This window comes from Bifidobacterium felsineum (genome assembly GCF_002802915.1).
Classification (GTDB): domain Bacteria; phylum Actinomycetota; class Actinomycetes; order Actinomycetales; family Bifidobacteriaceae; genus Bifidobacterium; species Bifidobacterium felsineum.
This window is the reverse complement of the sequence record NZ_PEBJ01000003.1, coordinates 246721-271959: the sequence shown is the minus strand read 5'-3', so window position 1 is coordinate 271959 and position 25239 is coordinate 246721. Positions and strand designations below refer to the sequence as shown.

General features: G+C 57.4%; 21 protein-coding genes. 19 read left to right on the top strand and 2 right to left on the bottom strand.

The features are described from left to right. Positions 1-16: 16 nt before the first annotated feature. The 4 genes from CSQ86_RS07500 to CSQ86_RS07485 all read left to right on the top strand — a co-directional run bounded on the left by CSQ86_RS07500 (position 17) and on the right by CSQ86_RS07485 (position 4771). Positions 17-1000, top strand: coding sequence for an amino acid ABC transporter permease (locus CSQ86_RS07500; protein WP_033889535.1), 984 nt, complete (start codon positions 17-19; stop codon positions 998-1000). Between the two features lie 19 nt (positions 1001-1019). Next, positions 1020-1811 carry an amino acid ABC transporter ATP-binding protein gene (locus CSQ86_RS07495; RefSeq protein ID WP_100494483.1) on the top strand — a complete coding sequence of 264 codons (792 nt, stop codon included), beginning with the start codon at positions 1020-1022 and terminating at the stop codon, positions 1809-1811. A 297-nt stretch (positions 1812-2108) separates the two neighbouring features. Further along, the gene (gene glmS, locus CSQ86_RS07490; protein ID WP_100494482.1) at positions 2109-4001 is read left to right on the top strand and encodes a glutamine--fructose-6-phosphate transaminase (isomerizing); all 1893 of its coding nucleotides are present in this window, start codon (positions 2109-2111) and stop codon (positions 3999-4001) included. A 5-nt stretch (positions 4002-4006) separates the two neighbouring features. After that, positions 4007-4771 (top strand): pseudouridine synthase, encoded by a 765-nt coding sequence (locus CSQ86_RS07485; protein ID WP_165773788.1) that lies wholly within the window; start codon positions 4007-4009, stop codon positions 4769-4771. 6 nt (positions 4772-4777) lie between these two features. Here the strand turns inward: CSQ86_RS07485 and CSQ86_RS07480 are convergent, their stop codons facing one another. Then, positions 4778-5764 carry a LacI family DNA-binding transcriptional regulator gene (locus CSQ86_RS07480; RefSeq protein WP_165773800.1) on the bottom strand — a complete coding sequence of 329 codons (987 nt, stop codon included), beginning with the start codon at positions 5762-5764 and terminating at the stop codon, positions 4778-4780. 240 nt (positions 5765-6004) lie between these two features. Here CSQ86_RS07480 and CSQ86_RS07475 point away from each other — a divergent pair, with 240 nt between their 5' ends. The 5 genes from CSQ86_RS07475 (at position 6005) to CSQ86_RS07455 (ending at position 13511) form a co-directional block, all read left to right on the top strand. Continuing rightward, a complete protein-coding gene (locus CSQ86_RS07475; protein WP_100494480.1) occupies positions 6005-6931 on the top strand; it encodes a carbohydrate ABC transporter permease in 927 nt (308 codons plus the stop codon). Between the two features lie 58 nt (positions 6932-6989). After that, positions 6990-7988: a carbohydrate ABC transporter permease gene (locus CSQ86_RS07470; RefSeq protein WP_100494479.1), complete on the top strand. Its 999-nt coding sequence runs from the start codon at positions 6990-6992 to the stop codon at positions 7986-7988. Positions 7989-8140: 152 nt separating this feature from the next. Next, positions 8141-10219, top strand: coding sequence for a beta-galactosidase (locus CSQ86_RS07465; RefSeq protein ID WP_100494478.1), 2079 nt, complete (start codon positions 8141-8143; stop codon positions 10217-10219). A 324-nt stretch (positions 10220-10543) separates the two neighbouring features. Then, complete coding sequence (locus CSQ86_RS07460) at positions 10544-11887, top strand: ABC transporter substrate-binding protein (RefSeq protein ID WP_100494557.1); 1344 nt, start codon at positions 10544-10546, stop codon at positions 11885-11887. A 202-nt stretch (positions 11888-12089) separates the two neighbouring features. Further along, positions 12090-13511: an ABC transporter substrate-binding protein gene (locus CSQ86_RS07455; protein ID WP_165773787.1), complete on the top strand. Its 1422-nt coding sequence runs from the start codon at positions 12090-12092 to the stop codon at positions 13509-13511. Between the two features lie 7 nt (positions 13512-13518). Here the strand turns inward: CSQ86_RS07455 and CSQ86_RS07450 are convergent, their stop codons facing one another. Beyond that, complete coding sequence (locus CSQ86_RS07450; RefSeq protein ID WP_100494477.1) at positions 13519-14298, bottom strand: type III pantothenate kinase; 780 nt, start codon at positions 14296-14298, stop codon at positions 13519-13521. 163 nt (positions 14299-14461) lie between these two features. Between CSQ86_RS07450 and CSQ86_RS07445 the strand changes: the two genes are divergently transcribed. From CSQ86_RS07445 to CSQ86_RS07400, 10 genes are all read left to right on the top strand, one after another. After that, on the top strand, positions 14462-16099 hold the full coding sequence (locus tag CSQ86_RS07445; RefSeq protein WP_100494476.1) for an ABC transporter substrate-binding protein: 1638 nt from the start codon (positions 14462-14464) through the stop codon (positions 16097-16099). 95 nt (positions 16100-16194) lie between these two features. Beyond that, positions 16195-17172, top strand: coding sequence for an ABC transporter permease (locus tag CSQ86_RS07440; protein ID WP_100494475.1), 978 nt, complete (start codon positions 16195-16197; stop codon positions 17170-17172). Continuing rightward, positions 17169-18068 carry an ABC transporter permease gene (locus tag CSQ86_RS07435; RefSeq protein ID WP_100494474.1) on the top strand — a complete coding sequence of 300 codons (900 nt, stop codon included), beginning with the start codon at positions 17169-17171 and terminating at the stop codon, positions 18066-18068. The genes CSQ86_RS07440 and CSQ86_RS07435 overlap by 4 nt, the downstream gene beginning before the upstream one ends. Beyond that, on the top strand, positions 18065-18856 hold the full coding sequence (locus tag CSQ86_RS07430) for an ABC transporter ATP-binding protein (protein ID WP_100494473.1): 792 nt from the start codon (positions 18065-18067) through the stop codon (positions 18854-18856). The genes CSQ86_RS07435 and CSQ86_RS07430 overlap by 4 nt, the downstream gene beginning before the upstream one ends. After that, positions 18849-19697 (top strand): ABC transporter ATP-binding protein, encoded by an 849-nt coding sequence (locus tag CSQ86_RS07425; RefSeq protein ID WP_100494472.1) that lies wholly within the window; start codon positions 18849-18851, stop codon positions 19695-19697. The genes CSQ86_RS07430 and CSQ86_RS07425 overlap by 8 nt, the downstream gene beginning before the upstream one ends. Before the next feature lie 61 nt (positions 19698-19758). Next, the gene (locus CSQ86_RS07420; RefSeq protein WP_243387726.1) at positions 19759-21159 is read left to right on the top strand and encodes an MATE family efflux transporter; all 1401 of its coding nucleotides are present in this window, start codon (positions 19759-19761) and stop codon (positions 21157-21159) included. A gap of 225 nt (positions 21160-21384) precedes the next feature. Next, positions 21385-21765 carry a GntR family transcriptional regulator gene (locus tag CSQ86_RS07415; RefSeq protein ID WP_243387723.1) on the top strand — a complete coding sequence of 127 codons (381 nt, stop codon included), beginning with the start codon at positions 21385-21387 and terminating at the stop codon, positions 21763-21765. Next, positions 21762-22742 (top strand): ATP-binding cassette domain-containing protein, encoded by a 981-nt coding sequence (locus CSQ86_RS07410; protein ID WP_100494471.1) that lies wholly within the window; start codon positions 21762-21764, stop codon positions 22740-22742. Before CSQ86_RS07415 ends, CSQ86_RS07410 begins: the two co-directional genes overlap by 4 nt. 1 nt (position 22743) lies before the next feature. Next, positions 22744-23679, top strand: coding sequence for a hypothetical protein (locus tag CSQ86_RS07405; RefSeq protein WP_100494470.1), 936 nt, complete (start codon positions 22744-22746; stop codon positions 23677-23679). A gap of 428 nt (positions 23680-24107) precedes the next feature. Then, positions 24108-25172 (top strand): pyridoxal-phosphate dependent enzyme, encoded by a 1065-nt coding sequence (locus CSQ86_RS07400; RefSeq protein WP_100494469.1) that lies wholly within the window; start codon positions 24108-24110, stop codon positions 25170-25172. The last annotated feature ends 67 nt before the right edge of the window (positions 25173-25239 follow it).

The following is a 25239-nucleotide window of genomic DNA, read 5'->3' as shown; positions in this document are numbered from 1 at the left end:
TACACAAGGAATGACCATGGCGAAGAAAGTAGTTGACGGCGAAGGACTCGATATCCCCAACCGCATCAAAGCCCTACCGGTAAAGCGCCCAGGGCCCATTGTGGCCGCAGTGATTGTGGCGTTGCTCGCCGCAATGCTTATCCAGGGCATGATCACCAATCCGCGATTGGATTGGCCCACGGTCTGGAAATACCTGTTCAATGAGAATGTGCTCGAAGGTATTCGCTATACGCTTGAGCTCACCGTGATCTCCATGGTGGTGGCCATCATTCTTTCCGTGATCCTGGCCATTATGCGCAAGTCCATCAATCCGGTGTTGCGCGGTGTCAGCTGGTTCTTCATTTGGTTCTTCCGTGGAACCCCTGTGTATACGCAGCTGATCTTCTGGGGTTTGTTCTCCGTGTTGATCCCCAAGCTCAGCCTCGGTATTCCATTCACCTCGGTCGAATTCTGGAGCATTGATTCCAACGTGGTGGTCACCGCGTTCAACGCCGCATGGATCGGTTTGGCATTGAACGAAGCGGCCTATCTTTCCGAAATCGTGCGCGCCGGTCTTGAAGCCGTTGATCCAGGACAGACCGAAGCCGCAGAAGCCTTGGGTATGAATCGCACGTTGATTATGCGCCGCATCGTGCTGCCTCAGGCCATGCGCATCATCATTCCGCCCACCGGCAACGAGACCATCGGCATGTTGAAGACCACCTCCCTGGTCACCGCAGTGCCGTTCACCTTGGAACTGCAGTTCGCCACGAACGCCATCGCCAACCGAATCTACAAGCCGATTCCGCTGCTGTTGGTGGCCTGCTTCTGGTACCTCCTGATTACCTCCATTCTTATGGTGCTGCAGTCTCGATTGGAGAAGCACTTCGGCAAGGGCTTCGACGCGCGCGCCATGGGTACGCGCGGCAAGCAGCCGCCGCTGCCGGGCAAGACCGAAGGCGAACCCAAGGATGATGTGAACAAGCTCAACGAAGCCGCATTCACCGGCATGACCGCGTGAGAGGGAAGGTACAACAATCATGACTGAAACTATGAATGCCTCCACTCCGGCTATCAAGGCCACTCAGGTGCATAAGGCCTTCGGCACGTTGCATGTACTCAAAGGCGTTGATCTGACTGTTATGCCCGGTACTGTGACCGTAATCCTGGGTCCCTCCGGTTCCGGCAAATCCACGTTCCTGCGTCTGATCAACCAACTGGAAACCCTGACTGGTGGCTCCATCGAAGTCAACGGCGAGCTTGTTGGCTACAAGCATGTGGAAAAGAACGGACAGGACATGCTGCAGACCTTGAATGACAAGGAGATCGCGGCACAACGCTCTAAGCTCGGCATGGTGTTCCAGCGCTTCAATCTGTTCCCACACATGACCGCCATCGAAAACGTGATGGAGGCGCCGGTTCATGTGCAGCATAAGTCCAAGAAGGAAGCCCATGATTTGGCCGTTGCCGAGTTGACGCGCGTTGGTCTGGGCGATCGACTGGATTATTATCCATCCCAACTTTCCGGCGGTCAGCAGCAGCGCGTGGCCATTGCCCGCGCGTTGGCTATGAAGCCGGAAATCATGCTGTTCGACGAGCCTACCTCCGCACTCGACCCGGAACTGGTGGGTGAGGTGCTGAACGTCATGCGTTCCTTGGCTAAGGAAGGTATGACGATGGTGTGTGTGACCCATGAGATTGGTTTCGCCCGTGAGGTTGCCGATCAAGTGGTGTTTATGGATGGGGGAGTCGTCGTAGAAAAGGGCGGCCCCGAAATCATCGACAACCCCACCGAACCAAGGTTCAAGGACTTCTTGCAGCACGTGCTGTGATTCAGATAACGATTACGTCCGCATATAGCGGCGGCATACATCGCTCGACACACTCAAGGCCGTTCGGCCAAGCTTACGGTCGCGCAATGCATGCCGCCACTATACGCTCTTTTTGTATATACGTGTATGTTGTAGTTACTTGGTTATTCCGTTTTCTGGCTCCCTCGTTTGAGAGGGGCTGCCAGCGGAGCGGACCGAGGGGCAAGGCGTGTTGTTGAGTAGTGCGTTGCGCTGATAATGCGAAAACGTCTGGCCTGATTCGACTTTGGGCATATTCGTCCGCTAGGGTAGAGGGCTATGTGTGGAATTGTTGGATATGCAGGAAATGTTGAAACCGCTTGCGGCAAGCCGCTTGAGGTGTGCCTTCAGGGCCTGGCCCGTCTTGAATATCGAGGTTATGATTCAGCCGGCGTGGCGCTGAGCGCACCGGGCATGGATAAGGTGGCCGTGCGCAAGAAGGCCGGCCGCTTGAAGAATCTGGTCGAAGACATCGAACATAAGCCCATGCCGTTGGCCACAGTGGGTATCGGTCACACCCGTTGGGCCACCAACGGCGAACCGAGCGACGTGAACGCCCACCCGCACACCAGCATGGACGGCAAGGTCGCCATCATCCATAATGGCATCATCGAGAACGCCTCCCAGTTGCGTCTTGATTTGCAGGCAGAAGGCTACCGTTTCGTCTCTGCTACTGATACCGAGGTGGCCGCCAAGCTGCTCGGCAAAATCGTCGATAAGGTGATTGCGGAGAAGGGCCATCCTGATTTGTTCGAGGCCATGCGTCGTATGGCTCGCATGCTTGACGGCGCGTTCACTATCCTGGCCACCGACTGCCGTCAACCGGATATTGTGGTTGGCGCTCGCCATGATTCTCCGCTGGTCGTGGGTCTGGGCGAAGGCGAGAACTTCCTTGGTTCCGACGTAGCCGCTTTCGTGGCCTACACGAAGCACGCCATGGAAATCGATCAGGATCAGGCAGTGTGCGTTTCCGCCAACTCGGTCACCGTCACCGATTTCGACGGCAATATCATCGACAACCCGAAGACCTACACCGTGGACTGGGACGCCTCCGCCGCCGAGAAGGGCGGCTGGGATTCCTTCATGGACAAGGAAATCCATGAGGATCCGGCCGCGGTTCAGCGCACGTTGCTTGGCCGCTTCGATAAGAACGGCGATATCACTCTTGATGAAGTGCGAATCGATGAACATGACTTCAAGTCCATCGACAAGATCATCGTGGTGGCCTGTGGTACCGCGAGCTACGCCGGCCAGGTGGCCAAGTATGCCATCGAGCACTGGGTGCGTATTCCGGTGGAAATCGAATTGGCGCATGAATTCCGCTACCGTGATCCGATTCTGACCCCACGCACGTTGGTGGTGGCCATCTCCCAATCCGGCGAAACGATGGATACGCTGATGGCGTTGCGCCACGCCCGCGAACAGGGCTCCAAGGTGCTGGCCATCTGCAATACCCAAGGTGCCTCCATCCCTCGTGAATCCGACGCCGTGCTGTACACGCATGCCGGCCCGGAAGTGGCTGTTGCCTCCACCAAGGCATTCGTGGCACAGATCACCGCCGCCTATCTGCTGGGCCTGTACCTGGCTCAGGTCAAGGGCGCGATGTTCCGTGACGAGATCCATCAGGTGCTCGACTCCCTGAAGGAAATGCCGCGCAAGATTCAATGGGTGCTCGATACGCAGCCCAAGGCCATTCAAGCTGCCGCCGAGCGCATGGTCAACGCGAACTCTTTCCTGTTCCTCGGCCGCCATGTGGGCTACCCGGTGGCGCTGGAAGGCGCATTGAAGTTGAAGGAAATCGCCTACACCTTCACCGAGGGCTTTGCCGCCGGCGAATTGAAGCATGGCCCGATCGCCTTGGTGGATGAAGGTGAACCGGTGGTGTTCATTGTGCCGCCTGAACGCGGACGCAATGTGCTGCATGCCAAGGTGATTTCCGGCATCGAGGAAGTCAAGGCTCGTGGTGCCTACATCATCGCGGTTGCCGAGCAAGGCGACCCGGATGTGGAACGTTATGCGGATGTGGTGTTCTGGCGTCCGGCCTGCCCGACGCTGATGAGCCCGCTCGTGGACGTGGTGCCGCTACAGCTGTTCGCCATGGATATGGCTAAGCTCAAGGGCTACGACGTGGACAAGCCTCGCAATCTCGCCAAGTCCGTCACTGTGGAGTAAAGGTAATGCCGCGGCCACATCGATTTGTGACTGAGGAGCCTCATATTCCGTTCGATTTGGATGTGCTGTATGAGGATGAGCGGCTTATCGTGGTTGATAAGCCGCATTTCCTTGCCACTATGCCGCGCGGCATGTGGTATCGCGAAACAGCGCTGATTCGGCTGCGCGAACAGTACGGTGAGCCGGATATCATTCCCGCGCACCGATTGGATCGCATGACTGCCGGCATACTCGTGTTCGTGCGCGACAAGTCGTGCCGCGGAGCCTATCAGATGCTGTTCCAGAACAAACAGGCAGTTAAGGTATATGAGTGCCTGGCACCGTGCCGTCCTATTGCAAACCCTCGATTTGGCACGGTCGTGCCTTTGGAATCGCCTCGACCGTTCCCGCTATTGCGTCGCTCGCACATCACCAAGGTGCGTGGCATCATGACCGCCTATGAAGAACCGGGAGCGGTCAATGCCGAAACGCTGATCGAGCGTGGTTCGCTCACAGTCGATAATCAGCTCGTCCGAGCCGCTCAGGTTCCAGGGGAGCCACTGGTTTGCCGCTACACCTTGCATCCACACACCGGCAAAACGCATCAGCTGCGAGTGCACATGAACTCGTTGGGGTTACCCATCGTCGGCGATAACTACTATCCACGCATCCAAAACCGTCCCTATGACGATTTCAGCCAGCCGTTGGCACTGGTCGCACGCACATTGACCTTCACTGATCCCATCACCGGCAACCTGCGCGAATACACATCCCGCATGCCGCTCAGTTGATGCTACTTAGTTGATGTCGCGCACGGAACCGCGTTCGATGAGCTCGGTGGGGATTACGGTTTTGATGCCGGTGGGCACCCTGTCGCCTTCGCATTGGCGGCGAATCATCGAAAAAGCGGTTGCGCCAATATCATCGAAACGCATGCGCATGGTAGTGAGATTCAGTCTCGGGACCATGTCCACAAGCGAATCATCCACACCCACTACACTGACATCTTCAGGGACCCGCTTGCCTGCGGACTGCAAGCCGAGAATCGCCCCATACGCCATCTGATCGTTGGCGGCATAAATCGCCGTGCAATCAGGATTATGAGCCAGCGCCACACCTGCCTGATAACCGGAATCCGCGCACCAATCGCCGATATACATGCTTGGTACAGGTGCACCCATCTGCTCAAGCGCTTCGCGCCAGCCTCGTGCACGGGATTCGGCGGCGCGGGAAGTGGCGGGGCCAGCGATATGATAGACGGTTTTATGCCCCTTGCTCATCAGATAATCCACGATGGCAGTGGAGCATCCATACTGATCGGCGTACACAGTGGGGCAGTGGTCGGCTGCGGCTTCGCAAATCAATACAACCGGCAACTCTTTTGGCGGTTTGTACCCGATGAAATCGGAGATACGCTCCTCTAGCACCACGATGACGCCGTCCACTGGCTGTTGCTGCATGCGTTCGATAGCGGCGGCCAAGGTTCGTTCGGAACCATGACGCATGGTCTGAATGGTTACGGAGTAATCGTCATCGGCGGCGGAGGAAATGATGGCGTCGAGAATGCGGGAGTTGCCGAAGGATGCGGTATTGAACATCACCACGCCGATGTCCTGGAATTTGCCACGCTTCAAGGCTCGCGCCGCATAATTCGGCCGATAGCCGAGCTTCTGCATGGCTGCTTCCACGCGCTGGCGGGTTTCCGACTTTACGGCGTCACTGCCGTTGGCCACGCGGGATACGGTTTGGGGGGATACTCCTGCGGCTTTAGCTACATCCTGCATGGAGACTTGTGATGCTCTCGACATGGTGACCCCCGGTCGACACTTCAACTACAACTGTTCTCTCACGAATAATGCCATTCATCATCGAACAAGACGGTAACGATAACATCATTGTTTTCGTGACCATTATATCAAACATGGCGAAAATCCCTGAATTAAGACACGAATGGACAATGTGATAAACAGTGTTATGATGGTAACGCAAACATTTTTATCAACCTTCGAAGGAGAGGGGTTGGAATGGCTTCAGCTGGTATCGCTGCTGAACCTGTGAAGGCAGGCGAGGTGCGTGTGAATAAGCATAAGGCGGATTGGCGTGGATGGAAGTTCATGTGGCCTTTTGCGGTGGTGTTCGTGTTCGTGTTCATCATCCCGATCGTGTACGCCATCTATATCAGCTTCTTCAAGAAGCAGATGATCGGCGGCACGAAGTTCGTGGGACTTGAGAATTACTCCCGTCTGCTGGTCGATCAGCAGTTCTGGAGCTCGGTAGGCCGTGTGGCTTTGTTCACGGTGGTGCAGGTGCCAATCATGCTGTTCCTCGCCGCCGCCATGGCGTTGGCTATCGACTCCATGAAGCTGCACGGCACGAAGTTCTTCCGCATCAGCACATTCCTGCCTTACGCGGTGCCCGCCGTGGTATCCACGTTGATCTGGGGCTTCGTCTACGGCGCCAAGTACGGCCTGGTCGGCTCGTTCAATGACTTCTTCGGTACGAACATCGACGTGTTGAAGCCTTCGGTGCTGTTGGCCGCGATTGGCAACATCAACACGTGGGAGTTCACCGGCTATAACATGCTGATCTTCTACAGCTCGCTGTCCACGATTCCGCATTCGCTGTATGAGGCGGCTTCGATCGATGGCGCTTCCGAGTGGCAGATCGTCAAGTCGATCAAGTTGCCGGAGTTGAAGGGGTCGCTGGCGATCACGGTGATCTTCTCGATCATCGGTTCGTTCCAGTTGTTCAATGAGCCTTCCATTTTGCAGAACATGGTGCCGGGCAATGCGATCACCACGTATTACACGCCGAACATGTACGCGTACAACCTGTCGTTCTCCGGTAACCAGTCGAACTACGCCGCGGCCCTGGCCATCGTCATGGCCGTGATCACCATGGCCATCGCCTACGCGGTCCAGCTCAACAGCATGAAGGAGCAGATGAAGTGACGCGCCTGACGTTGATTGATGGAATGACTGAGACTGTGATTGTGAAGGAGCGTATCTGATGAGTGCAGCAACGAGTGCCCGTTTGACTGAGGCGGAGTTGAGGGCTCAGGAGAAGGCGGCCAGGAGGGCCGAGAGGGAGCGTCAGAAGAGGATCGCCCGTGACGAGGCGGCCGAGAGGAAGCGCAGCGAGAAGGCCGGGTTCGCGAACGTGAACAACCCGCGCCGCAGCACGCTGATGACGATCCTGTGCGCGATCTTCGCGGTCTACTGCCTGTTCCCGTTCGTCTACCTGGCGATCAACGCCACCAAGACCCAGGCCGACTTCACCAGCACGTTCGGTTTGGGCTTCGGCAAGACGTTCGCCCTGTGGGACAACATCGTCACCGTGTTCACGTATCAGAACGGGATCTTCGGCCGTTGGCTGGTCAACACGCTGATCTACGTGGTCGTCGGCGCCGGCGGCGCGACCCTCCTGGCGATCATGGGCGGCTACGCGTTGGCGAAGTTCCGTTTCCCGGGCCGCAAGGCCGTGTTCGCGGTGATCATCGGCTCCATCAGCGTGCCGGGCATCGCCCTGGCGGTCCCGCAGTTCCTCCTGTTCGCCAAGCTCGGTCTGACGAACACGCCGTGGGCCATGATCATCCCGTCGCTGATCAGCCCGTTCGGCCTGTACTTGATGTGGATCTTCAGCGAGCAGGCCGTGCCCACCGAACTGCTCGAGGCGGCGCGCGTGGACGGCGCGTCCGAGTTCCGCACGTTCTGGACCATCAGCCTGCCCCTCTTGGCCCCCGGCATCGTCACCACCGCCCTGTTCACGATCGTGGCGACCTGGAACAACTACTTCCTGCCGTTGATCATGCTGAAGGACGCCGACTGGTACCCATTGACCATCGGCCTGAACCAGTGGAAGGACCAAGCCAGCACGGCCGGCGGCCAGGCCATCCAGAACCTGGTGATCACCGGCTCCCTTATCACGATCATCCCCTTGGTCATCGCCTTCCTGTGCCTGCAGAAGTACTGGCAATCCGGCCTCGCCGCAGGCGCCGTCAAGGAATAATGATTGTGAAAGCGACTGCTTTGACAACCATTGTTCAGGTGCCACCTGATCTCTACGCCTAATACAGGGGCCGATGAGCCGAATTGGCTTCGATTCATCGGCCCTTTTTATCACTGTCGATAAATAGGCGAACACGTAAGGAATGAATAATTATGGAACACAGGAAATTCAACTGGCCGCAGCCTCTTGCCGGCAAAAGCCCGCGCATCTGGTATGGCGGCGACTACAACCCCGACCAGTGGCCCGAGGAAGTCTGGGATGAAGACATCGAACTGATGAAAAAAGCCGGAGTCAATCTGGTCTCCGTAGCCATTTTCTCCTGGGCCAAGCTTGAGCCGGAGGAAGGTGTTTACGATTTCGACTGGCTCGATCGAGTCATCGACAAGCTCGGCAAGGCCGGCATCGCCGTGGACCTCGCCACCGGTACCGCATCCCCGCCGATGTGGCTCACCCAAGCACATCCGGAGATTCTGTGGGTGGACTACCGTGGCGACGTCTGCCAGCCTGGCGCCCGCCAGCATTGGCGCGCCACCAGTCCGGTCTTCCTCGACTATGCGCTCAACCTGTGCCGCAAAATGGCCGAGCACTACAAAGACAACCCATACGTGGTTTCCTGGCATGTAAGCAACGAATACGGTTGCCACAACCGCTTCGACTACTCCGAAGACGCCGAACGCGCCTTCCAGAGGTGGTGTGAGAAGAAGTATGGCACCATCGATGCCGTCAATGATGCATGGGGCACCGCCTTCTGGGCGCAACGCATGAACAACTTCTCCGAGATCATCCCGCCGCGTTTCATCGGCGACGGCAACTTCATGAACCCGGGCAAGCTGCTCGACTGGAAACGCTTCAGCTCTGATGCGTTGCAGGACTTCTACCGTGCTGAGCGTGACGCATTGCTTGAAATCACGCCCGGCAAGCCGCAGACCACCAACTTCATGGTGTCCGCCGGCGGTACCGGTCTTGACTACGACAAGTGGGGCTACGACGTCGACTTCGTGTCCAACGACCACTACTTCACCCCGGGCGAAGTGCACTTCGATGAGCTCGCCTACTCGGCCTCCCTATGCGACGGCATCGCCCGCAAGAAGCCGTGGTTCCTGATGGAGCACTCCACCTCGGCCGTCAACTGGCGTCCGATTAACTACCGTGTGGAGCCAGGCGAGCTGGTGCGTGATTCGCTCGCTCACCTGGCCATGGGCGCCGACGCCATCTGCTACTTCCAGTGGCGTCAATCCAAGGCCGGCGCCGAGAAGTGGCACTCCTCGATGGTGCCGCACGCGGGCCCGGATTCCCAGATCTTCCGCGACGTGTGCGAGCTGGGTGCTGATTTGAACAAACTCGCCGACGAAGGCCTGCTGGATACGACCCTAGTCAAGTCCAAGGTCGCCGTCGTGTTCGATTACGAGTCCCAGTGGGCTACGGAACATACCGCCACGCCTACTCAGGAGGTACGCCATTGGACCGAGCCGCTCGCATGGTTCCGTGCGCTTGCGGACAACGGTCTCACCGCCGACGTGGTGCCGGTCCGCGGCCCCTGGGACGAGTATGAGGCTGTGGTGCTGCCAAGCCTGGCCATTCTTTCCGAGGAAACCTCACGCCGCGTACGCGAATATGTGGCGAACGGTGGCAAGCTGTTCGTGACCTACTACACCGGCTTGGTGGACGAGAAGGATCACGTCTGGCTTGGCGGATACCCCGGCTCCATCCGAGACGTGGTGGGTGTGCGTGTGGAGGAGTTCGCTGCCATGGGCAACGACTTCCCAGGCACCATGGACCATCTTGATTTGACCAATGGCACCGTGGCGCATGATTTCGCCGACGTGATCACTTCGGTTGCGCCGACCGCCCATGTGGTGGCATCCTTCAAGGCTGATAAGTGGACCGGCTTCGATGGCGCTCCTGCCATTACCGTCAACGAATACGGTGACGGCAAGGCGGCATACATTGGTGCCCGACTGGGTCGCGAAGGCTTGGCCAAGTCTCTGCCGGCACTGCTCGAGGAGTTCGGCATCGATACGCCGGCGGAAGATGATCGTGGCGAAGTGCTGCGCATCGAACGTGCCGATGCCGCCGACGAGAACCACTTCGTGTTCCTATTCAACCGCACGCACGATGTTGCCGTGGTGGATGTGGCAGGCGAGCCATTAGTTGCATCGCTGGCTCAGGTCAACGAATCCGAGCATACGGCCGCCATCCAGCCGAACGGTGTGCTGGTGGTGAAGCTGTAACACGGTAACGCTTACAGCAAAAATCCATGCGGGGTCTCGCTGGGCAATATGCTTGGCGAGGCCCCGTTTCGTTGTTTTGTGTTGCGGCATCGGCGGAATAACACAATTGTTTGCGATAACACGCCGGGCATAATCATTTGCCAATGCCGGACACGTGTGTATACTGATAAATGTTATCGCAATCATAGTTTTGGAAATGGCGAGAGGAGCCACTTCTCGAGGTTGAGGAGAATTCCAAGGAGTTTGAATCAACCGCAAGCAATGATTGCGAACGACAAACATATTTGGATCGTTCTGGACGATTCGAGGAAGGAGAACAGAACGATGAAGTTCACTACCGCCAAGAAGGCCATCGCTCTCACCGGTGCCGTTGCCATGCTGGCTTCCGTCGCTGCCTGCGGTTCCGACAGCGCTGGTTCTCAGCCTGAGCAGGAAAAGGATGTGCAGGAAATCACCGTGTGGGCTTGGGAGCCCACGCTGACCCAGGTTGCCAAGGACTTCACGAAGAAGACCGGCATCAAGGTCGACCTCAAGAACGTCGGCACCAACACCAAGGAATACACTCAGCTCGATAACGCCATCGAGGCCGGCAACGGCGCTCCGGATGTGGCCCAGGTCGAGTACTACGCCATCCCGCAGTACGCCATCAAGGGCAACTTGCTGGACATCACCGACAAGACCTCCGGCTTCAAGGACTTCTACACCCCTGGCCCGTGGGCTTCCGTGCAGTTCAGCGGCAAGGTCTACGGCCTGCCGATGGATTCCGGCCCAATGGCCTTCTTCTACAACAAGGAAGTCTTCGACAAGGCCGGCGTTGACGCCACCCAGATCAAGACCTGGGACGACTACTACGAGGCCGCCAAGAAGATTCACGCCCTCGGCGACAACTACTACATCACTTCCGATACCGGCGACGCTGGCTTCTACGACTCCATGACCTGGCTTGCCGGCGGCCAGCCGTTCAAGACCTCCTCCGATGGTTCCGAGGTCACCATCAACCTGACCGGTGACGAGAACGTGCAGAAGTTCAACGAGTTCTGGCAGAAGATGCTGGACGAAGGCCTGCTCGACACCAAGACCGCCGGCTGGTCCGAGGATTGGTTCAAGGGCATGGTCGACGGCACCATCGCCTCCCTGCTCACCGGTGCTTGGATGCCTGCAAACCTTGCTAACTCCGCTGCCGGTGGCGCTGGCAAGTGGCGTGTGACCCAGATGCCGACCGCTGACGGTTCCGCAACCAACTCCGAGAACGGTGGTTCTTCGCTGGCTGTGCTATCTTCCTCCAAGAAGGCTGAAGCTGCCTACAAGTTCATCGAGTACGCTAACCACGGCGATGGCGTGGCCACCCGTGTGGCTGGCGGCGCATTCCCGGCCGACAAGGCTTCCATGGAATCCGATTCCTTCAAGAACGCCACCACCGTGAAGAACTCCGATGGTCAGGATGTTGACTACTTCGGTGGTCAGAAGTACAACGAGGTCCTTGCTCAGGCTGCTGAGAACGTGTCCTCCGACTACCAGTTCCTGCCGTTCGAAGTCAAGGCTCGCACCATCTTCGGCGACTACGTCGGCAAGTCCTACACCGGCGACCAGAAGCTCTCTGATGGTGTTGCCGCTTGGCAGAAGGCCCTGCAGGATTACGGCAAGGATCAGGGCTTCACTGTGAAGTAAGCTTCACGCTTCCATCCATAACTTCATAACTGACTGCAAAAGCCCCGAGCGCTATGTGCTTGGGGCTTTTTCTTGTATTGCCATTTATTGTCATTGTCTTTTCTGTGTTGCCACCAACGCCTTACCGGATTTTTCGGGAATCCGCGGTATAGGTCATGGATGAGGAAACATCGCGCACCGGCATACTAGTAGACTCGGCACTATGAGTTTGATTGACCGGCGAATCCGAAGAATGGCAACTGCGGTGGTGGCAGCTGTCCTCTCCGTCTCTCTGGCCTCATGCGGGCAAGCCACACAGGATAATCGCACCCAGATTACGGTGTGGAGCTGGGAGCCCAGCATGGGCAAGGTCATCAGCCGATTCGAGAAGGCTAATCCGGATATCAAAGTCAATTGGACGAACATCTCCGGCTATAACAATCTCAACACCGCTATTCAGGATGGTTATGGCACTCCGGATGTGGCGCAAATCGAATACTATGCACTGCCACAGTATGAGGTTTCCGGACAGTTGCTGGACCTGACCGATCGCATCGGTTCCGATTATGCGAACTTCTTCACCCTCGGCACATGGTCGTCCGTACAACTTGCCGGCCGCACGTACGGTCTGCCGATGGATTCCGGGCCGATGGGCTTCTTCTATAACAGCGACATTTTCGAACAGGCCGGCGTTGACGCCGCTCAGATCAAGACTTGGGATGATTATTACGAGGCGGCCAAGAAGCTGAAAGACATAGGCGCGTACATCGCCGCCGACTCCGGCGACGGCAGTTTCTATGACGCCATGGTCTGGCTTGCTGGCGGCCAACCCTTCCATACGTCGGCGGATGGCAGAACCGTGACCATCGATCTCGACCACGATGCTGGTACGCAACGCTTCACCGCATTCTGGCAGAAGATGATTGACGAAGGCCTGGTGGATACCACATCGGCCACATGGTCCGAGCGGTGGAAGAGCCGCGTGGGCAATGGCACCATAGCCTCGGTGTTCATGGGTGCATGGATGCCGTCCCTGCTGTTGGCCAATGTGCCGGGAGCGGCCGGCCTGTGGCGCGTGACGACTATGCCTACCTATGACGGCAATCCCACCAATGCGGAAAGCGGAGGGTCGGCGCTCGCAGTGCTTCAGCTCACTCGCAAACCGGATGCGGCTTACCGTTTTGTGGATTTTGTGACCCATGATGTGCAAGGCATCAGCGCACGCGTGGCAGGCGGCGCATTCCCCGCTGACTATGCCACGCTCAATTCCAAGGAATTCCTGGATAAGACCACCATCACCAACGAAAGCGGCATCGAAATCCCGTATTTCGGCGGGCAGAAATTCAACCGCGTGCTGTCTGAAGCGGCGGAGGATGTGTCCGTTGGCTACCAGTATCTGCCGTTCGAAGTCTATGCGCGCAGTGATTTTGAATCCACTGTGGGTAAGGCCTACAGCTGGGCCAGCAGTTTCCAGGCCTATCAACGCCGTCAAGCCGCCATCGACATGGGGCTGAAAGACGAGAACGGCAACCTGTTGCAGCCGTTAGAGGACCCAGGTAAAAAAATCAGTTTGGAAAACGGACTCACCCAATGGCAGAAGGACCTGAAGGAATACGGCTACAACCAGGGCTTCACCATCAGGTAGCGGCCAACTAACGCACGTTGCGCGCGTAGATGTGCGCCATGCCCTTGAAAATCAGGTCCGGATCGTATACGTCGATTAGATCGGTGTCATCAGCGAACACACGGCCCAAGCCTCCGGTGGCGATGACCTTGAAATCCTCGCCGCCAAGCTCCTTGCGGAACTGCTGAATCGTGCGCTCCACGCCGCCCAGGAACGTGTAATAGAGACCGGCCTGCATGCACACCTTGGTATTGGTGCCCAGAATCGTAGACGGTCGGGTGATTTCCACTTCCGGAAGCTGAGCGGTATCGCCCCAGAGAGCCGCGGCACCCGTACGGATACCGGTGGTGATCACACCGGAATCGATGACTCCGTTTTCGCTCACATGCGTAAACGTAGTCGCCGTGCCGAAATCAGCCACCAAAACCGGGCCGCCGTATTCGTTATAGGCACCGGCGCAATCCGCCAGAATGTCTGCGCCCAGTGACTTCGGATCGTCCACGCGCACATTCATGCCGGTTTTGATGCCCGGGCCGATCACCATCGGCTCGATATCGAGGAACTTGATAATCGACGAGCGGAAGGAATGCATGACTTTCGGCACCACCGAACAGATCACCACATCATCCACATCCTGAGGCGTAAATCCGCTCATATGCAGAAATTCGGTCAGGAACAAGCCATACTCGTCGGATGTATGGTTGGCCTTCGACGTGATGCGGTACGTGCCCATATTGGTGAGGCCTGAGCCGCCATCCAAAAAACCGATCACAATATTCGTATTGCCGATATCAACGGCGACCAGCATGATAACCCTCCAGCGTTGAGATGGATTTCACGGCCTCATTCTACGCATATTCGGCGCACCTTCTACGCACCCACGCCTATGATTGAGCTTCGGTGGTCGACCCGGCTTGGGCGGCCAACCGATTTCAACGAATAATTGCATAAAGGATTACAGAGGAAGAACTATGTCTCAAGACAATGGTGTGCACGCAGCAAGCGGCGCAACCACGGACGCAAGCTTGGCGGCGCGTGCCAAGAATCCGAAGAAGAACGGTCCGAAATGGTGGCTGATTTCCCTGATCGCCGTCATCGTGGCATGTGCTGTGGTCATTGGTATCACTTTGGCTTACGACAAGAAGGATGATTCCGCGGACGCATCCGCCAGCAATCAGTATGCGGACACCGTGACCATCGGCCTCAAACTGGCTCCCACCAACCTTGATATTCGCAACACCGCAGGTTCCGCATTGGATCAGGTGCTGATCGGCAATGTGTACGAAGGCATTGTGGCCCGCGACTCCAAGAACCAGGTGGCGCCAGGCCTTGCTTCCAGCTGGGAGGAATCCAAGGACGGCCTGACCTACACGTTCCACCTCAACAAGAACATGACCTTCTCCAATGGCGACAAACTGGATGCCGAGGATGTTGCCTGGTCCATCAACGAGCTCATCGCCAAGCAATATCATGATGCCGATGCGCTCGCCGCAGTGAGCAAAGTGGAGGCGAAGGATGCTGACACCGTGGTCATGACGCTGAAAACCCCGAACTCGAACCTGCTGTGGACCCTGACAGGCCGCTCCGGCTTGGTATTCGACAAGGATGCCAAGTATGACTTGAAGACCCAGGCCGTGGGCTCCGGCCCATACACTGTGGCCAAGTTCGTTGAGAATGATTCGATTACACTCAAGGCCAACGAGAAGTACTGGGGCAAGAATAAGGCCAAGACGCCGACCATCGTCATCAAGTATTTGGCTGACGACAATGCTGCCGTGAATGCGCTGAAGTCCGGTGACGTGCAGGTGCTCGCTCCGATCACCGAGACCCTCGCCGGACCGTTCAAGTCCGACTCGTCCAACTACACGGTTAAGGCCGGTAACGGTACCGATAAGTATGTGCTCGGCTTCAACAATGCCTCCGGTTCCAAGCTCGCTGATAAGCGCATCCGCCAGGCCATTCGCTACGCCATCAATCACAAGGAGATCATCGCCTCCCGCGGTGGTGCGGACAAGGCGCTCGGCGGCCCGATTCCGTCCCTCGACCCGGGTTACGAGGATTTGACCAAGCTCTACCCATACGATCAGGCCAAGGCCAAGTCGCTGATGGCCGAGGCTGGATATTCCGAAAGCAATCCTCTGGAGCTGAGCCTCACCTACGCCAACATCTACGGCACCGAGCTTGGCGACCAGCTGCGCTCGCAGCTGAAGCCGATCGGCATCGATCTGAAGGTCAACGTGGTGGAATTCTCCACCTGGCTGCAGGACGTGTACACCAACCATGACTTCGATATCTCGCTGGTGGATCACAACGAAAGCCACGACTTCTACTCCTGGGCCGACCCGACCTACTACTTCGGCTATGACAATGCCGAGGTGCAGAAACTCTACAACGAGGGCGTGGCAGCCACCACCGATAAGGAACGTGACGCCAAGTTCGCCGAAGCCGCCAAGCTCATCTCCGAGGATGCGCCGGCCGACTGGCTGTTCAACTACCGCATCACCACGGTTACAGCCAAGGGTGTGAAGGGCTTCCCATTCGACCTGAACCAGACCGTTCTGCCGCTCTACAACGTGACCTACTCGCTCGCCGAGTTCAGCCAGCAGTAGTTAAGCGCATTTTTCTCACAAAACGTACGCTGAGTGAATCTCAGCGTACGTTTTGTGAGAAAAATGATGCAGGAGTGATTGCAAAGGAGCTGCATATGCGATTTGTGATTCGCCGACTTTTGCTGTTCGTAGTGGCGTTGTTCGGCATATCCGTGGTGGTGTTTGCGGCGCTGCGCATTCTGCCCGGCGATGTAGCCTCCATTATGGCGGGCATCAATGCTCCAGCCAGTCGCGTGGCGCAATTGCGCGAACAGCTCGGCCTGAATCGACCGCTAGCTGTGCAGTACTTCGATTGGATGGGCGCGCTGGTCACCGGAGATTTCGGCACCTCGATTCTGACTGGCCGCTCGGTGACAGCGTTGATCGGCGCGCGCGCATCCATTACCTTCCCGCTGATTATTCTGGGACTGCTGATTGCCATGGCCATTGGACTGCCGCTCGGCTGCGCAGCGGTGCTGGCGCGTTCGCCTCGCGTGCGCGCGGCATTCCATGTGCTCGCCATTATCGGCGGTTCCGTGCCCGCACTGTGGGGTGGCTTGCTGCTGATTCTCCTGTTCGGCAAAGGTATCGGATTCATTGGCGTCCTGCCTTCGCAAGGCTTTCCATTGGATGGCTGGGGAAAGCCCGGCAACGCAATACTGTCGCTGATTCTGCCGGCGCTGACGGTCGGTATCATCGTCGGAGCTTCGCTGATGCGCTACACGCGCACGGCATTGGGTGATTTGGCAGGCTCCGGCTACATTGACATGGCCCGCTCCTGCGGCATGACCCGCACCCAAGCGGTCTTGAGCGTCGGGCTTCGTCTCGCCATGCCGCAGCTCGTATCAGTCATCGGCCTGACTTTCGCCTCGATGATCACTGGTGTCATGGTTATCGAAAACCTTTTTGCTTTGCCTGGCATCGGCAATGGTCTCGTCACCGACGTCGGCAATCGTGACCTGATTGCCGTGCAAAGCGAACTGTTCCTGCTCGCCGCGTTCTTCTTGGGGATAGGCCTGATCGTGGATGTACTGCATCGCCTACTCGACCCGCAGTTGAAGAACGCCGGCAATGTTGCGGAGGTGAGCGCATGAGCAAGCAGAGGACCAACAAGCTGGGGGCCATCGTGCGATCCGTCTGGCAACGCGGCGAGGGCAAATTCACGCTGATTGTGCTCGCGCTCTGGCTGGCTGTGGCATTGGTTTCCCTTGTCTGGACACCGCAATCATTGTGGGTTACCGATGGCTACCATGTGTGGGCCAAACCGTCTGCCTCGCACTGGCTCGGCACGGACGGCACTGGAGCCGATGTATTCAGCTGGCTGATGGCCGGCTCGCGCACCAATCTGCTCATCGTGCTGCTCACCGTAGTGGTATCCGCTCTGTGGGGACTGCTGCTGATTGCTGCCATGGTGGCGCGCAATTCCGCGCTTGCCAGCACATCCGTGGTGATGATTGACGCGCTGATTTCCATTCCGACGGTACTGATTGCGCTGATTCTTGCTGTGCCAATGGGGGCTTCCATCACTGTGATTGTGATTGCCTGTGGATTCGGCTATGGGCTCAATCTTGCCCGTGTGGCTCGCCCGTCTGCGTTGCTGGCCGCGCGCTCGGCCTATGTGGAATCGGCTCTGGCCAATGGCGCGAGCGGGTGGAGGGTGCTCGTCAGCCATATCATCCCCAATATTCTGCCGGTGCTGGCCGTGCAGCTGTCTCTGTCTGCAGGTACTGCGGTGCTGGCCGAATCCGGGCTGACGTATCTTGGCATTGGCGTACCTTCCGGCGTGCCGAGCTGGGGACATTCGCTGGCTACCTCAGTCAAGCTCATCAATGTTTTCCCGCTAACCGTGCTCTGGCCGGGTCTCATTGTTACGGTGGTGGTTGTGGCGTTGAACGTGTTCGGCGATGTGCTGCGCGACGCCATCGATCCAGTGACGAACCCGGCATTGCGCCAGATTGCTGATTCCGCCGAGAAAGAAGGCGAGCGATGAGCGTTGTCGTAGAGGATATGAACATTGCCATCGGTGGCAAACCCATTGTTGCTGATGTGGATGTAAACATTGCCGATGGCGAGCGAGTCGGACTCATCGGTTCCTCAGGTTCCGGCAAATCCATGATTTCCAAAGCGATGCTGGGATTGCTGCCGCTGAATGCCTCGGTTTCCGGGTCGATTATGCTTGGCGGTACGCAGGTCGTCGGTGCTTCCGAACGTGAGCTTGCGGATTTGCGCGGCCGCTACGTGGGCACGGTATTTCAGAATTCGGCCGCTTCGTTGAACCCGGTGATGACGGTAGGCCAGCAGATCGGCTTGCCGCTGAAACTTCATTACGACCTCACCAAAGCCGAACGGGCTGAACGCATGGTCGCAATGCTCGGCAAAGTCGGGCTGAGCGCGGATATGGCGGACAAGTATCCGCATGAGCTTTCCGGCGGGCAGCAGCAGCGCGTGGGCATCGCCACGGCGTTGATTACCTCGCCGCGATTCATCATCGCCGACGAACCGACCACCGCACTTGATTCGATTACGCAGCGTCAGATTGTCGATTTGTTGACTTCATTGGTGGATGATGCAGGCGCTTCGATGCTGTTTATCACCCATGATTTTTCCGTGCTCGCGCGTGCTACCACGCGCTGCTATGTGTTGGAATCCGGGCGTATCGTGGATTCCGGAGCGACCGCCGATGTGCTGGCGAACCCACAGACGCCTGAATCCAAGCGCTTGGTGTCCGCAGCCCGCAGTCTCACCCTCCGCAACACCAGGGAGGATTCCGATGAGTGATGAATTATTGCTTGCCGCACGCAAGATCAATGCGTCCTTTGCGGACCGTAATATGCATCGCGGCCTGTTCGACTTCGGCCGCACGCCTCGCCGTCAGGTATTGTTCGACGTGTCCGCTGAAATCCATGCAGGGGAGTGCCTTGCCGTCATCGGTGCATCCGGCTCGGGCAAAACCACATTGACCCGCATCATGCTGGGCCTTAGTACCCCTGATTCCGGCAGCATCAAATACCGTGGCGCCGAAGTCCGCCACGGCTCGGAAGGCCTGCGCACCTTGCGAGCCGAATCCTCCATCGTATTCCAAGACCCGTTTTCCTCGCTCGACCCACGTTGGACCGTTGAGCGTTCGGTTTCCGAGCCCCGATGGCTGCGTCGCCGTGCGCTCGGATTCGCGGCCGACGAAGTCGAGGGCAAGACAGCGCAAGCGCTGGCCCGAGTAGGCCTTGAGCCCAGAATCTTCATGGGCCGCTATCCCTGCGATCTGTCCGGTGGCCAAGCCCAGCGCGTGGCTATTGCCAGGGCCATCGTCAACGAGCCGCGTCTGATTCTGGCCGATGAGCCGATGAGCGCCATCGATGTGGCCGCCCGCGTGCAGATCCTGGAAACCTTCCAATCGATTCTGTCCGGCGAAGGCTCGCGAACGACAGACCCAACCACCGGCCAGCCCATCAAACCGGCCATCATCATGGTCTCCCACGACCTTGGCGTCGTACAACACATTGCCGATCACATCCTTGTGCTGCATGAAGGCAAAGTAGTCGAATCTGGCACCGCCGAAGCCGTGCTCAATAATCCCCAGTCCGACTACACCCGTCAGCTCATCGCCGCCGCCTCGCTATAGTCGGTGTAGCTTGTAGTAAGCATCATCAGCGAACGGCATTGAGCAATAGGGAAGTGTGCGGATGAGTGAACAGTCGGCTGCTCAAATGGATGCCCAGAAGGACTTGGCGAACAAGCCGATTATTCCTCTGGTGTTCTCTCTGGCTGGGCCGGCAATCGTGGCGCAGGCGGCGAACGCGCTGTATACCATCGTCGACCGTCTGTTCATCGCACATATTCCCGAAGTCGGTGATATGGCCATTGCGGGCATCGGCATCTGTTTTCCGGTGACTATCGCGGTCTCTGCTTTCGCATTGCTGATTGGCTCAGGCGGTGCGCCTTTGGCCTCCATCGCGCTTGGCAAAGGCGATGTGCGAGGCGCCGAACGAATCCTCAGCACCAGTACCGCGACGCTGATCGCCATATCGCTCACACTGACCGTGTTGCTGGAACTGACCAAAGAGCCGGTATTGCGAGCATTCGGTGCTAGCGATCACACGTTGCCGTACGCTTCGGATTTTTTGAGTGTCTACCTACTGGGCACCTTGTTCGTGCAGATCACGCTCGGGCTCAATACCTTTATTTCCGCGCAAGGCAAGGCAATAGTGGCGATGGTGTCGGTGCTCATCGGTGCTGGAATCAGCGTAATTCTTGACCCGATTTTCATTTTCTGGCTTGATATGGGCGTGCGCGGTGCCGCAATGGCCAATGTGATTTCTCAGTTCCTGTCCGCAGCATGGATTGTGGCGTTCTTGGCTTCGCCGCGCAGCGCCATACGGTACCGATCGGCGCGGATGACCATTAATCGAACCGTGTTGCCGGTGCTGGCTTTAGGCGCCTCTCCGTTTGTGATGCAGTTGACCGAATGCGCTATCAATGTGGTGTTCAATAGTCAGCTTTCCCGACTTGGTGGCGACGATTACGTGGCGGCCATGACCATCATCACCAGCACCATGCAGCTGATTTATGTGGTGAACAATGGTTTGCAGCAAGGCTTGCAACCCGTCATCAGCTACAACTATGGTGCTCGCAACTATGCGCGCGTGCGGTATGCGTATCGATTGGGAATAGGACTGTTACTCGTGGTGATGTCCGCTATGGTGACGGTAATTGCGATGGTTCCCGAATCGTTCGCGCGATTATTCACCGCTGATGACGGCATTATTGCCATTGTTGGTTCGATGATGCCGCTGTTCGTGTGCGGTTGGGGTATTTTCGGCATCCAGTGTGGTGTGCAGTGCACGTTGGTGGGCCTGGGCCTCGCGAAACCATCACTGTTTTTGGCTATTCTGCGCAAAATCATCCTGCTGATTCCGTTGGCATTCATACTGCCACACTTTATGGGCGTAGTTGGCGTCTTTGCCGCCGAGCCCATCTCGGATATCACCTCGGCAGTGGTATCGGTGTTTGTGTTCCGGCATGCCGTTGCGCGGGTTGTACCGCGGACTGGGGCTCTTACTGAAGCAGCAAGTCAAGCGGCGTAAATGATTTCGGCTTTGCGGCGCAACAGTGACTTGCCGCCATATACATTGGCCTGCGATTTGATTCATTGCGAACTTGACTGCTGCTTGTTTTGGTTATATGGTTAGTTACATAAGTAACTAACCAATGAAGTAGTTGCTTTGCTATCTCCATGAGGTTGGCTGAGCGATATCGGTCAGACTGTCCCTACCATCGTTGATTCCAATGCCAAACCACAGTCGCAGGAGGTGAACCAAACCTTGCACTTCGATGATTCCAGTGGCGAGCCACTGTTCAGACAAGTGGCCGACCAGCTGAATGAAGCCATTGTCTCCGGACTCTACAAGGAAGGCGACCAAGTGCCGAGTACCACGGAAATCTCCACTACATACCGTATCAATCCGGCCACCGTGCTCAAAGGCATGAACCTGCTGGTTGAGCGAGGATTGCTGGAAAAACGCCGAGGTTTGGGTATGTTCGTGGCGGCCGGTGCGGTAGCTCGCGCTCGTGACGCCAAACGCGAGGAGTTTCTTTCTAGCCAACTGCCGCAGTTTATTGCTGAAGCGCGACGTTTGGGCTTCGGTCCCAAAGAACTTACCGAGCTGATTGAGAAGGAGTATGCATCATGAGCGCAACGGAATACGCTACGGCTGCTGTGGATGCAGCCGCCAATGCAAAGCTCACCATCACTGACTTGCGCAAACGCTACGGTTCAACCGTGGCATTGAACGGCGTGAATCTTACGCTGAGGCCCGCGATTTACGGGTTATTCGGCCGCAATGGAGCAGGAAAGTCCACATTGATGGGCATCATCGCCAATCGTCTGCTGCCGAGCGGCGGTTCGATTGAACTAGACGGGGCGGGCGTCTTCGAGAACGAAGTCGCACAATCACGCATCTATCTGCTCAATGAAACCGTGCCATTCATGGTCGGCGTTCGGCTCAACACGATTTTCAAGCGCGAAGAACGGTATTACGGTGGCTTTGATTGGGCGCTCAGCGCTCGCATGCTCGCCGAATTCGGCATTATGCCGGGCAGCTTGTACGGTCAGCTTTCGCTTGGCCAACGCATGATTGTGCGATTGGTGGCCGCCCTCTGCGTGCCGGTGGACGTGCTGTTGCTGGACGAGCCAGTGCTCGGTCTCGACGCCGCTAACCGCGAATTGTTCTACAAGTTCCTGTTGGAATCGTTCGGTGATTATCCGCGCATCATCGTGCTTTCTACCCATATCATCAGCGAGATCGCACATGTGGTGGAGCGGGTCGCCATTCTCGACCAAGGCAAAATCATCGATGAATTCGATGCCGAATCGGTGGGCTCAAGGGCAACTGTTTTGGTTGGCGAGGCTGATCAGGTAACCACGTTCGCTGCCAGTAATCAACTGCAAATCATTTCGCGCGAGGAGATGGGGAAGCTGCTTTCCGTGGTAGTGCGCGGGCAGATTGACTCCTCCGAATTACCGGCTGGCGTATCCGCCACTCGGCTCGATTTGCAGGAGTACGTCATACGTGCCACCTCGTCTCCGGAAACGCAGCAGTCGGATTCACTATCCACCAACGTTGCAGGCTTCGCAGCGGCGGCACTGCCATCACAGAAAGGCCAATGACATGACTGGCAAAACTCAAGGATTGAGCAAGCAGTTCCTCCTGACATTGCGCCGATGCCTTACGGTGTATGGCGTGGTGCTTGCGGTAGGGTTGCTACTGTTCGTGCCGCTGTGCTATCAGTCGGTAATGCTCGGATATACCGGTTCGAGCGCGATTGTGTTTCCGGGAATCAACGATGTTGAGCTATATTTCCGCCCCATATTGTTATTCACAGCAATGGCATGGCAATGGTTCTTCTTCGATTCGGCACTCTGCCACGGGGTTTCGCGCAGATCGTACATGAAAGCGACCGCGATAACCGCCGCCGTGGTGCCGCTGGTACTGTCTGCGTTCTATCTGGTGGCACGATTTACGGTTATCGCCACGGGAACGGCGATTTGCTATGAGAAATCGGATGGATGCCGGCTCACTGGCCCGTTCTATGCTCATCTGTCCGAACAATTCCTGTATGCGTGGGAACGAGTGTCCTCAGATGCCTTCTCGGCATTGGAGGCAACATATTCGAAGGAGCTTGCAGCTGGTCCGCTGTTTGTGGGTATGAAGTTCTTCTCGATGATGCTGGCGTATACGGCTATCGGCACGTTGATTGGTGCCGTGTTGGCTTGGCTGGCGAGCAAGGGAATCTGGGCGGTCGTAATCGCCGTTGTTGCGTTCTGGTATGCAGCGCAGCAGCTGAGTTCCTCGATGTCAATGCTGTTGTATGTGCCCAAGATGCAGGCGGTAGGTGCGTTCTTTCAGCGCGGAACAGCGCAGAACCGATTGGTGCAGGCCATGTCTGGGCGCGTAGTCAGCTATACGGCGGACGGCGTGGAAATCGGCACCTATGTGGTGTGGATTCCATTGGCTGAATCGCTGGTGCTGTTCGCGCTGTGCATGTGGATTGTCTGGATGCTTACCAAACGCCGAGAAATCCACCCTGCACGCCAGCGCGGATGATAAAAAACGAGGCTCTTCTTTTGATAGCGAGAAGAGCCTCGTTTCGTAATATGAACGCCGGCGACACGCGCATGCTGCAACCTGTGCTATGGTGTGAGGCATGCAGATTTTCTCATGTTGTTGTCGCTAACCGACGCCCCCGGGCGCACGGTCAGTGACGCATAACTTGAGAACGAGCATTCATATCGCAGCAGGATGACTGCGAATCTTCGATGAATTTGGAACCGCGAAAGTTGGCGCGGTGTGATGGTTCGCATCACAACATCGGAACAGCAAAGAATCGCAGCACGCTCCTTACGCGAATGAAGGGGTATGGATGCTCCAATCAACATAATGTCATAGTCCGCTCGTCCGGGAACGTCGGTTCATGAAAGCACACGACCCAATAGCAATCCAAGCAACCCAACCCACGGACCAAAGGACTTCACATGACCATCCACAACAGCCTCGCGGAACTTATCGGCAACACCCCGCTTGTCAAGCTGAACCACATTCCCCAGGCGGCCGGAGTCAAGGCCACCATCGCCGTCAAGGTCGAATATTTCAACCCAGGCGGTTCCTCCAAGGATCGTATCGCCGAGCGCATCATCGATGCCGCCGAGCGCTCCGGCCAGCTGAAGCCCGGTGGCGTCATCGTCGAGCCCACCTCCGGCAACACCGGCGTCGGTTTGGCGCTCGTCGCCCAACAGCGCGGCTACCGCACGATCTTCACCCTGCCGGACAAGGTCTCTGAATCCAAGCGCGCCGTGCTGCGCGCCTACGGTGCCGAAGTCATCGTGACCCCCACCGATGCCGGTCCGGACGACCCGCGTTCCTACTACCAAGTGGCCGAACGCCTCGCCAACGAAATCCCCGGCGGCTTCCGCCCGAACCAGTACGACAATCCGAACGGCCCGGAAAGCCACTACTACACCACCGGCCCGGAAATCTGGGAAGCAACCGACCATAAAGTCACCCACTTCGTTGCCGGCATCGGCACCGGCGGCACCATCTCCGGTACCGGCAAGTACCTGAAGGAAGCCTCGAACGGCGCGGTCAAGGTCATCGGCTCCGATCCGGAAGGCTCCATCTACTCCGCTGATTCGCTCGCCGACGTGCACCAGTACGACATCGAAGGCGTGGGGGAGGACTTCTATCCCAAGGCCTTCGACCGCAACATCACCGATGACATCGTCAAAGTGGGCGATGCCGAAGCCTTCGAAATGACCCGCCGACTGGCCGGCGAAGAAGCACTGCTCGTGGGCGGCTCCTCCGGCATGGCCGTCGCCAGCGCCATCAAGTACGCGCTCGCCAACGATCTCGACGAAAACCAGCTCGTTGTAGTGCTCGCACCGGATTCCGGCCGCAGCTACATGGAGAAGATCTTCAACGACGACTGGATGCGCGCCAACGGCTACGGCGACGTGGTGGACCGCACCACCAAGCCCTCCCTCGCCGAACAGTACCTTGCTCAGGCTCCCTCTGACGAGGGAGCTGTCAGCAAAGCTGACTGAGGGAGAGACTGGCGACGCAGTCGCCAATGAAAAAGTCACATACGCTCCGCAATAACCCGATATCAAT

Bases quoted from the DNA above. Each gene is read 5' to 3' on its own strand.
- CSQ86_RS07500 (WP_033889535.1), top strand. From the start codon at position 17: ATGGCGAAGAAAGTAGTTGACGGCGAAGGACTCGATATCCCCAACCGC.
- CSQ86_RS07495 (WP_100494483.1), top strand. From the start codon at position 1,020: ATGACTGAAACTATGAATGCCTCCACTCCGGCTATCAAGGCCACTCAG.
- glmS (WP_100494482.1), top strand. From the start codon at position 2,109: ATGTGTGGAATTGTTGGATATGCAGGAAATGTTGAAACCGCTTGCGGC.
- CSQ86_RS07485 (WP_165773788.1), top strand. From the start codon at position 4,007: ATGCCGCGGCCACATCGATTTGTGACTGAGGAGCCTCATATTCCGTTC.
- CSQ86_RS07480 (WP_165773800.1), bottom strand. From the start codon at position 5,764: ATGCAGGATGTAGCTAAAGCCGCAGGAGTATCCCCCCAAACCGTATCC.
- CSQ86_RS07475 (WP_100494480.1), top strand. From the start codon at position 6,005: ATGGCTTCAGCTGGTATCGCTGCTGAACCTGTGAAGGCAGGCGAGGTG.
- CSQ86_RS07470 (WP_100494479.1), top strand. From the start codon at position 6,990: ATGAGTGCAGCAACGAGTGCCCGTTTGACTGAGGCGGAGTTGAGGGCT.
- CSQ86_RS07465 (WP_100494478.1), top strand. From the start codon at position 8,141: ATGGAACACAGGAAATTCAACTGGCCGCAGCCTCTTGCCGGCAAAAGC.
- CSQ86_RS07460 (WP_100494557.1), top strand. From the start codon at position 10,544: ATGAAGTTCACTACCGCCAAGAAGGCCATCGCTCTCACCGGTGCCGTT.
- CSQ86_RS07455 (WP_165773787.1), top strand. From the start codon at position 12,090: ATGAGTTTGATTGACCGGCGAATCCGAAGAATGGCAACTGCGGTGGTG.
- CSQ86_RS07450 (WP_100494477.1), bottom strand. From the start codon at position 14,298: ATGCTGGTCGCCGTTGATATCGGCAATACGAATATTGTGATCGGTTTT.
- CSQ86_RS07445 (WP_100494476.1), top strand. From the start codon at position 14,462: ATGTCTCAAGACAATGGTGTGCACGCAGCAAGCGGCGCAACCACGGAC.
- CSQ86_RS07440 (WP_100494475.1), top strand. From the start codon at position 16,195: ATGCGATTTGTGATTCGCCGACTTTTGCTGTTCGTAGTGGCGTTGTTC.
- CSQ86_RS07435 (WP_100494474.1), top strand. From the start codon at position 17,169: ATGAGCAAGCAGAGGACCAACAAGCTGGGGGCCATCGTGCGATCCGTC.
- CSQ86_RS07430 (WP_100494473.1), top strand. From the start codon at position 18,065: ATGAGCGTTGTCGTAGAGGATATGAACATTGCCATCGGTGGCAAACCC.
- CSQ86_RS07425 (WP_100494472.1), top strand. From the start codon at position 18,849: ATGAGTGATGAATTATTGCTTGCCGCACGCAAGATCAATGCGTCCTTT.
- CSQ86_RS07420 (WP_243387726.1), top strand. From the start codon at position 19,759: ATGAGTGAACAGTCGGCTGCTCAAATGGATGCCCAGAAGGACTTGGCG.
- CSQ86_RS07410 (WP_100494471.1), top strand. From the start codon at position 21,762: ATGAGCGCAACGGAATACGCTACGGCTGCTGTGGATGCAGCCGCCAAT.
- CSQ86_RS07405 (WP_100494470.1), top strand. From the start codon at position 22,744: ATGACTGGCAAAACTCAAGGATTGAGCAAGCAGTTCCTCCTGACATTG.
- CSQ86_RS07400 (WP_100494469.1), top strand. From the start codon at position 24,108: ATGACCATCCACAACAGCCTCGCGGAACTTATCGGCAACACCCCGCTT.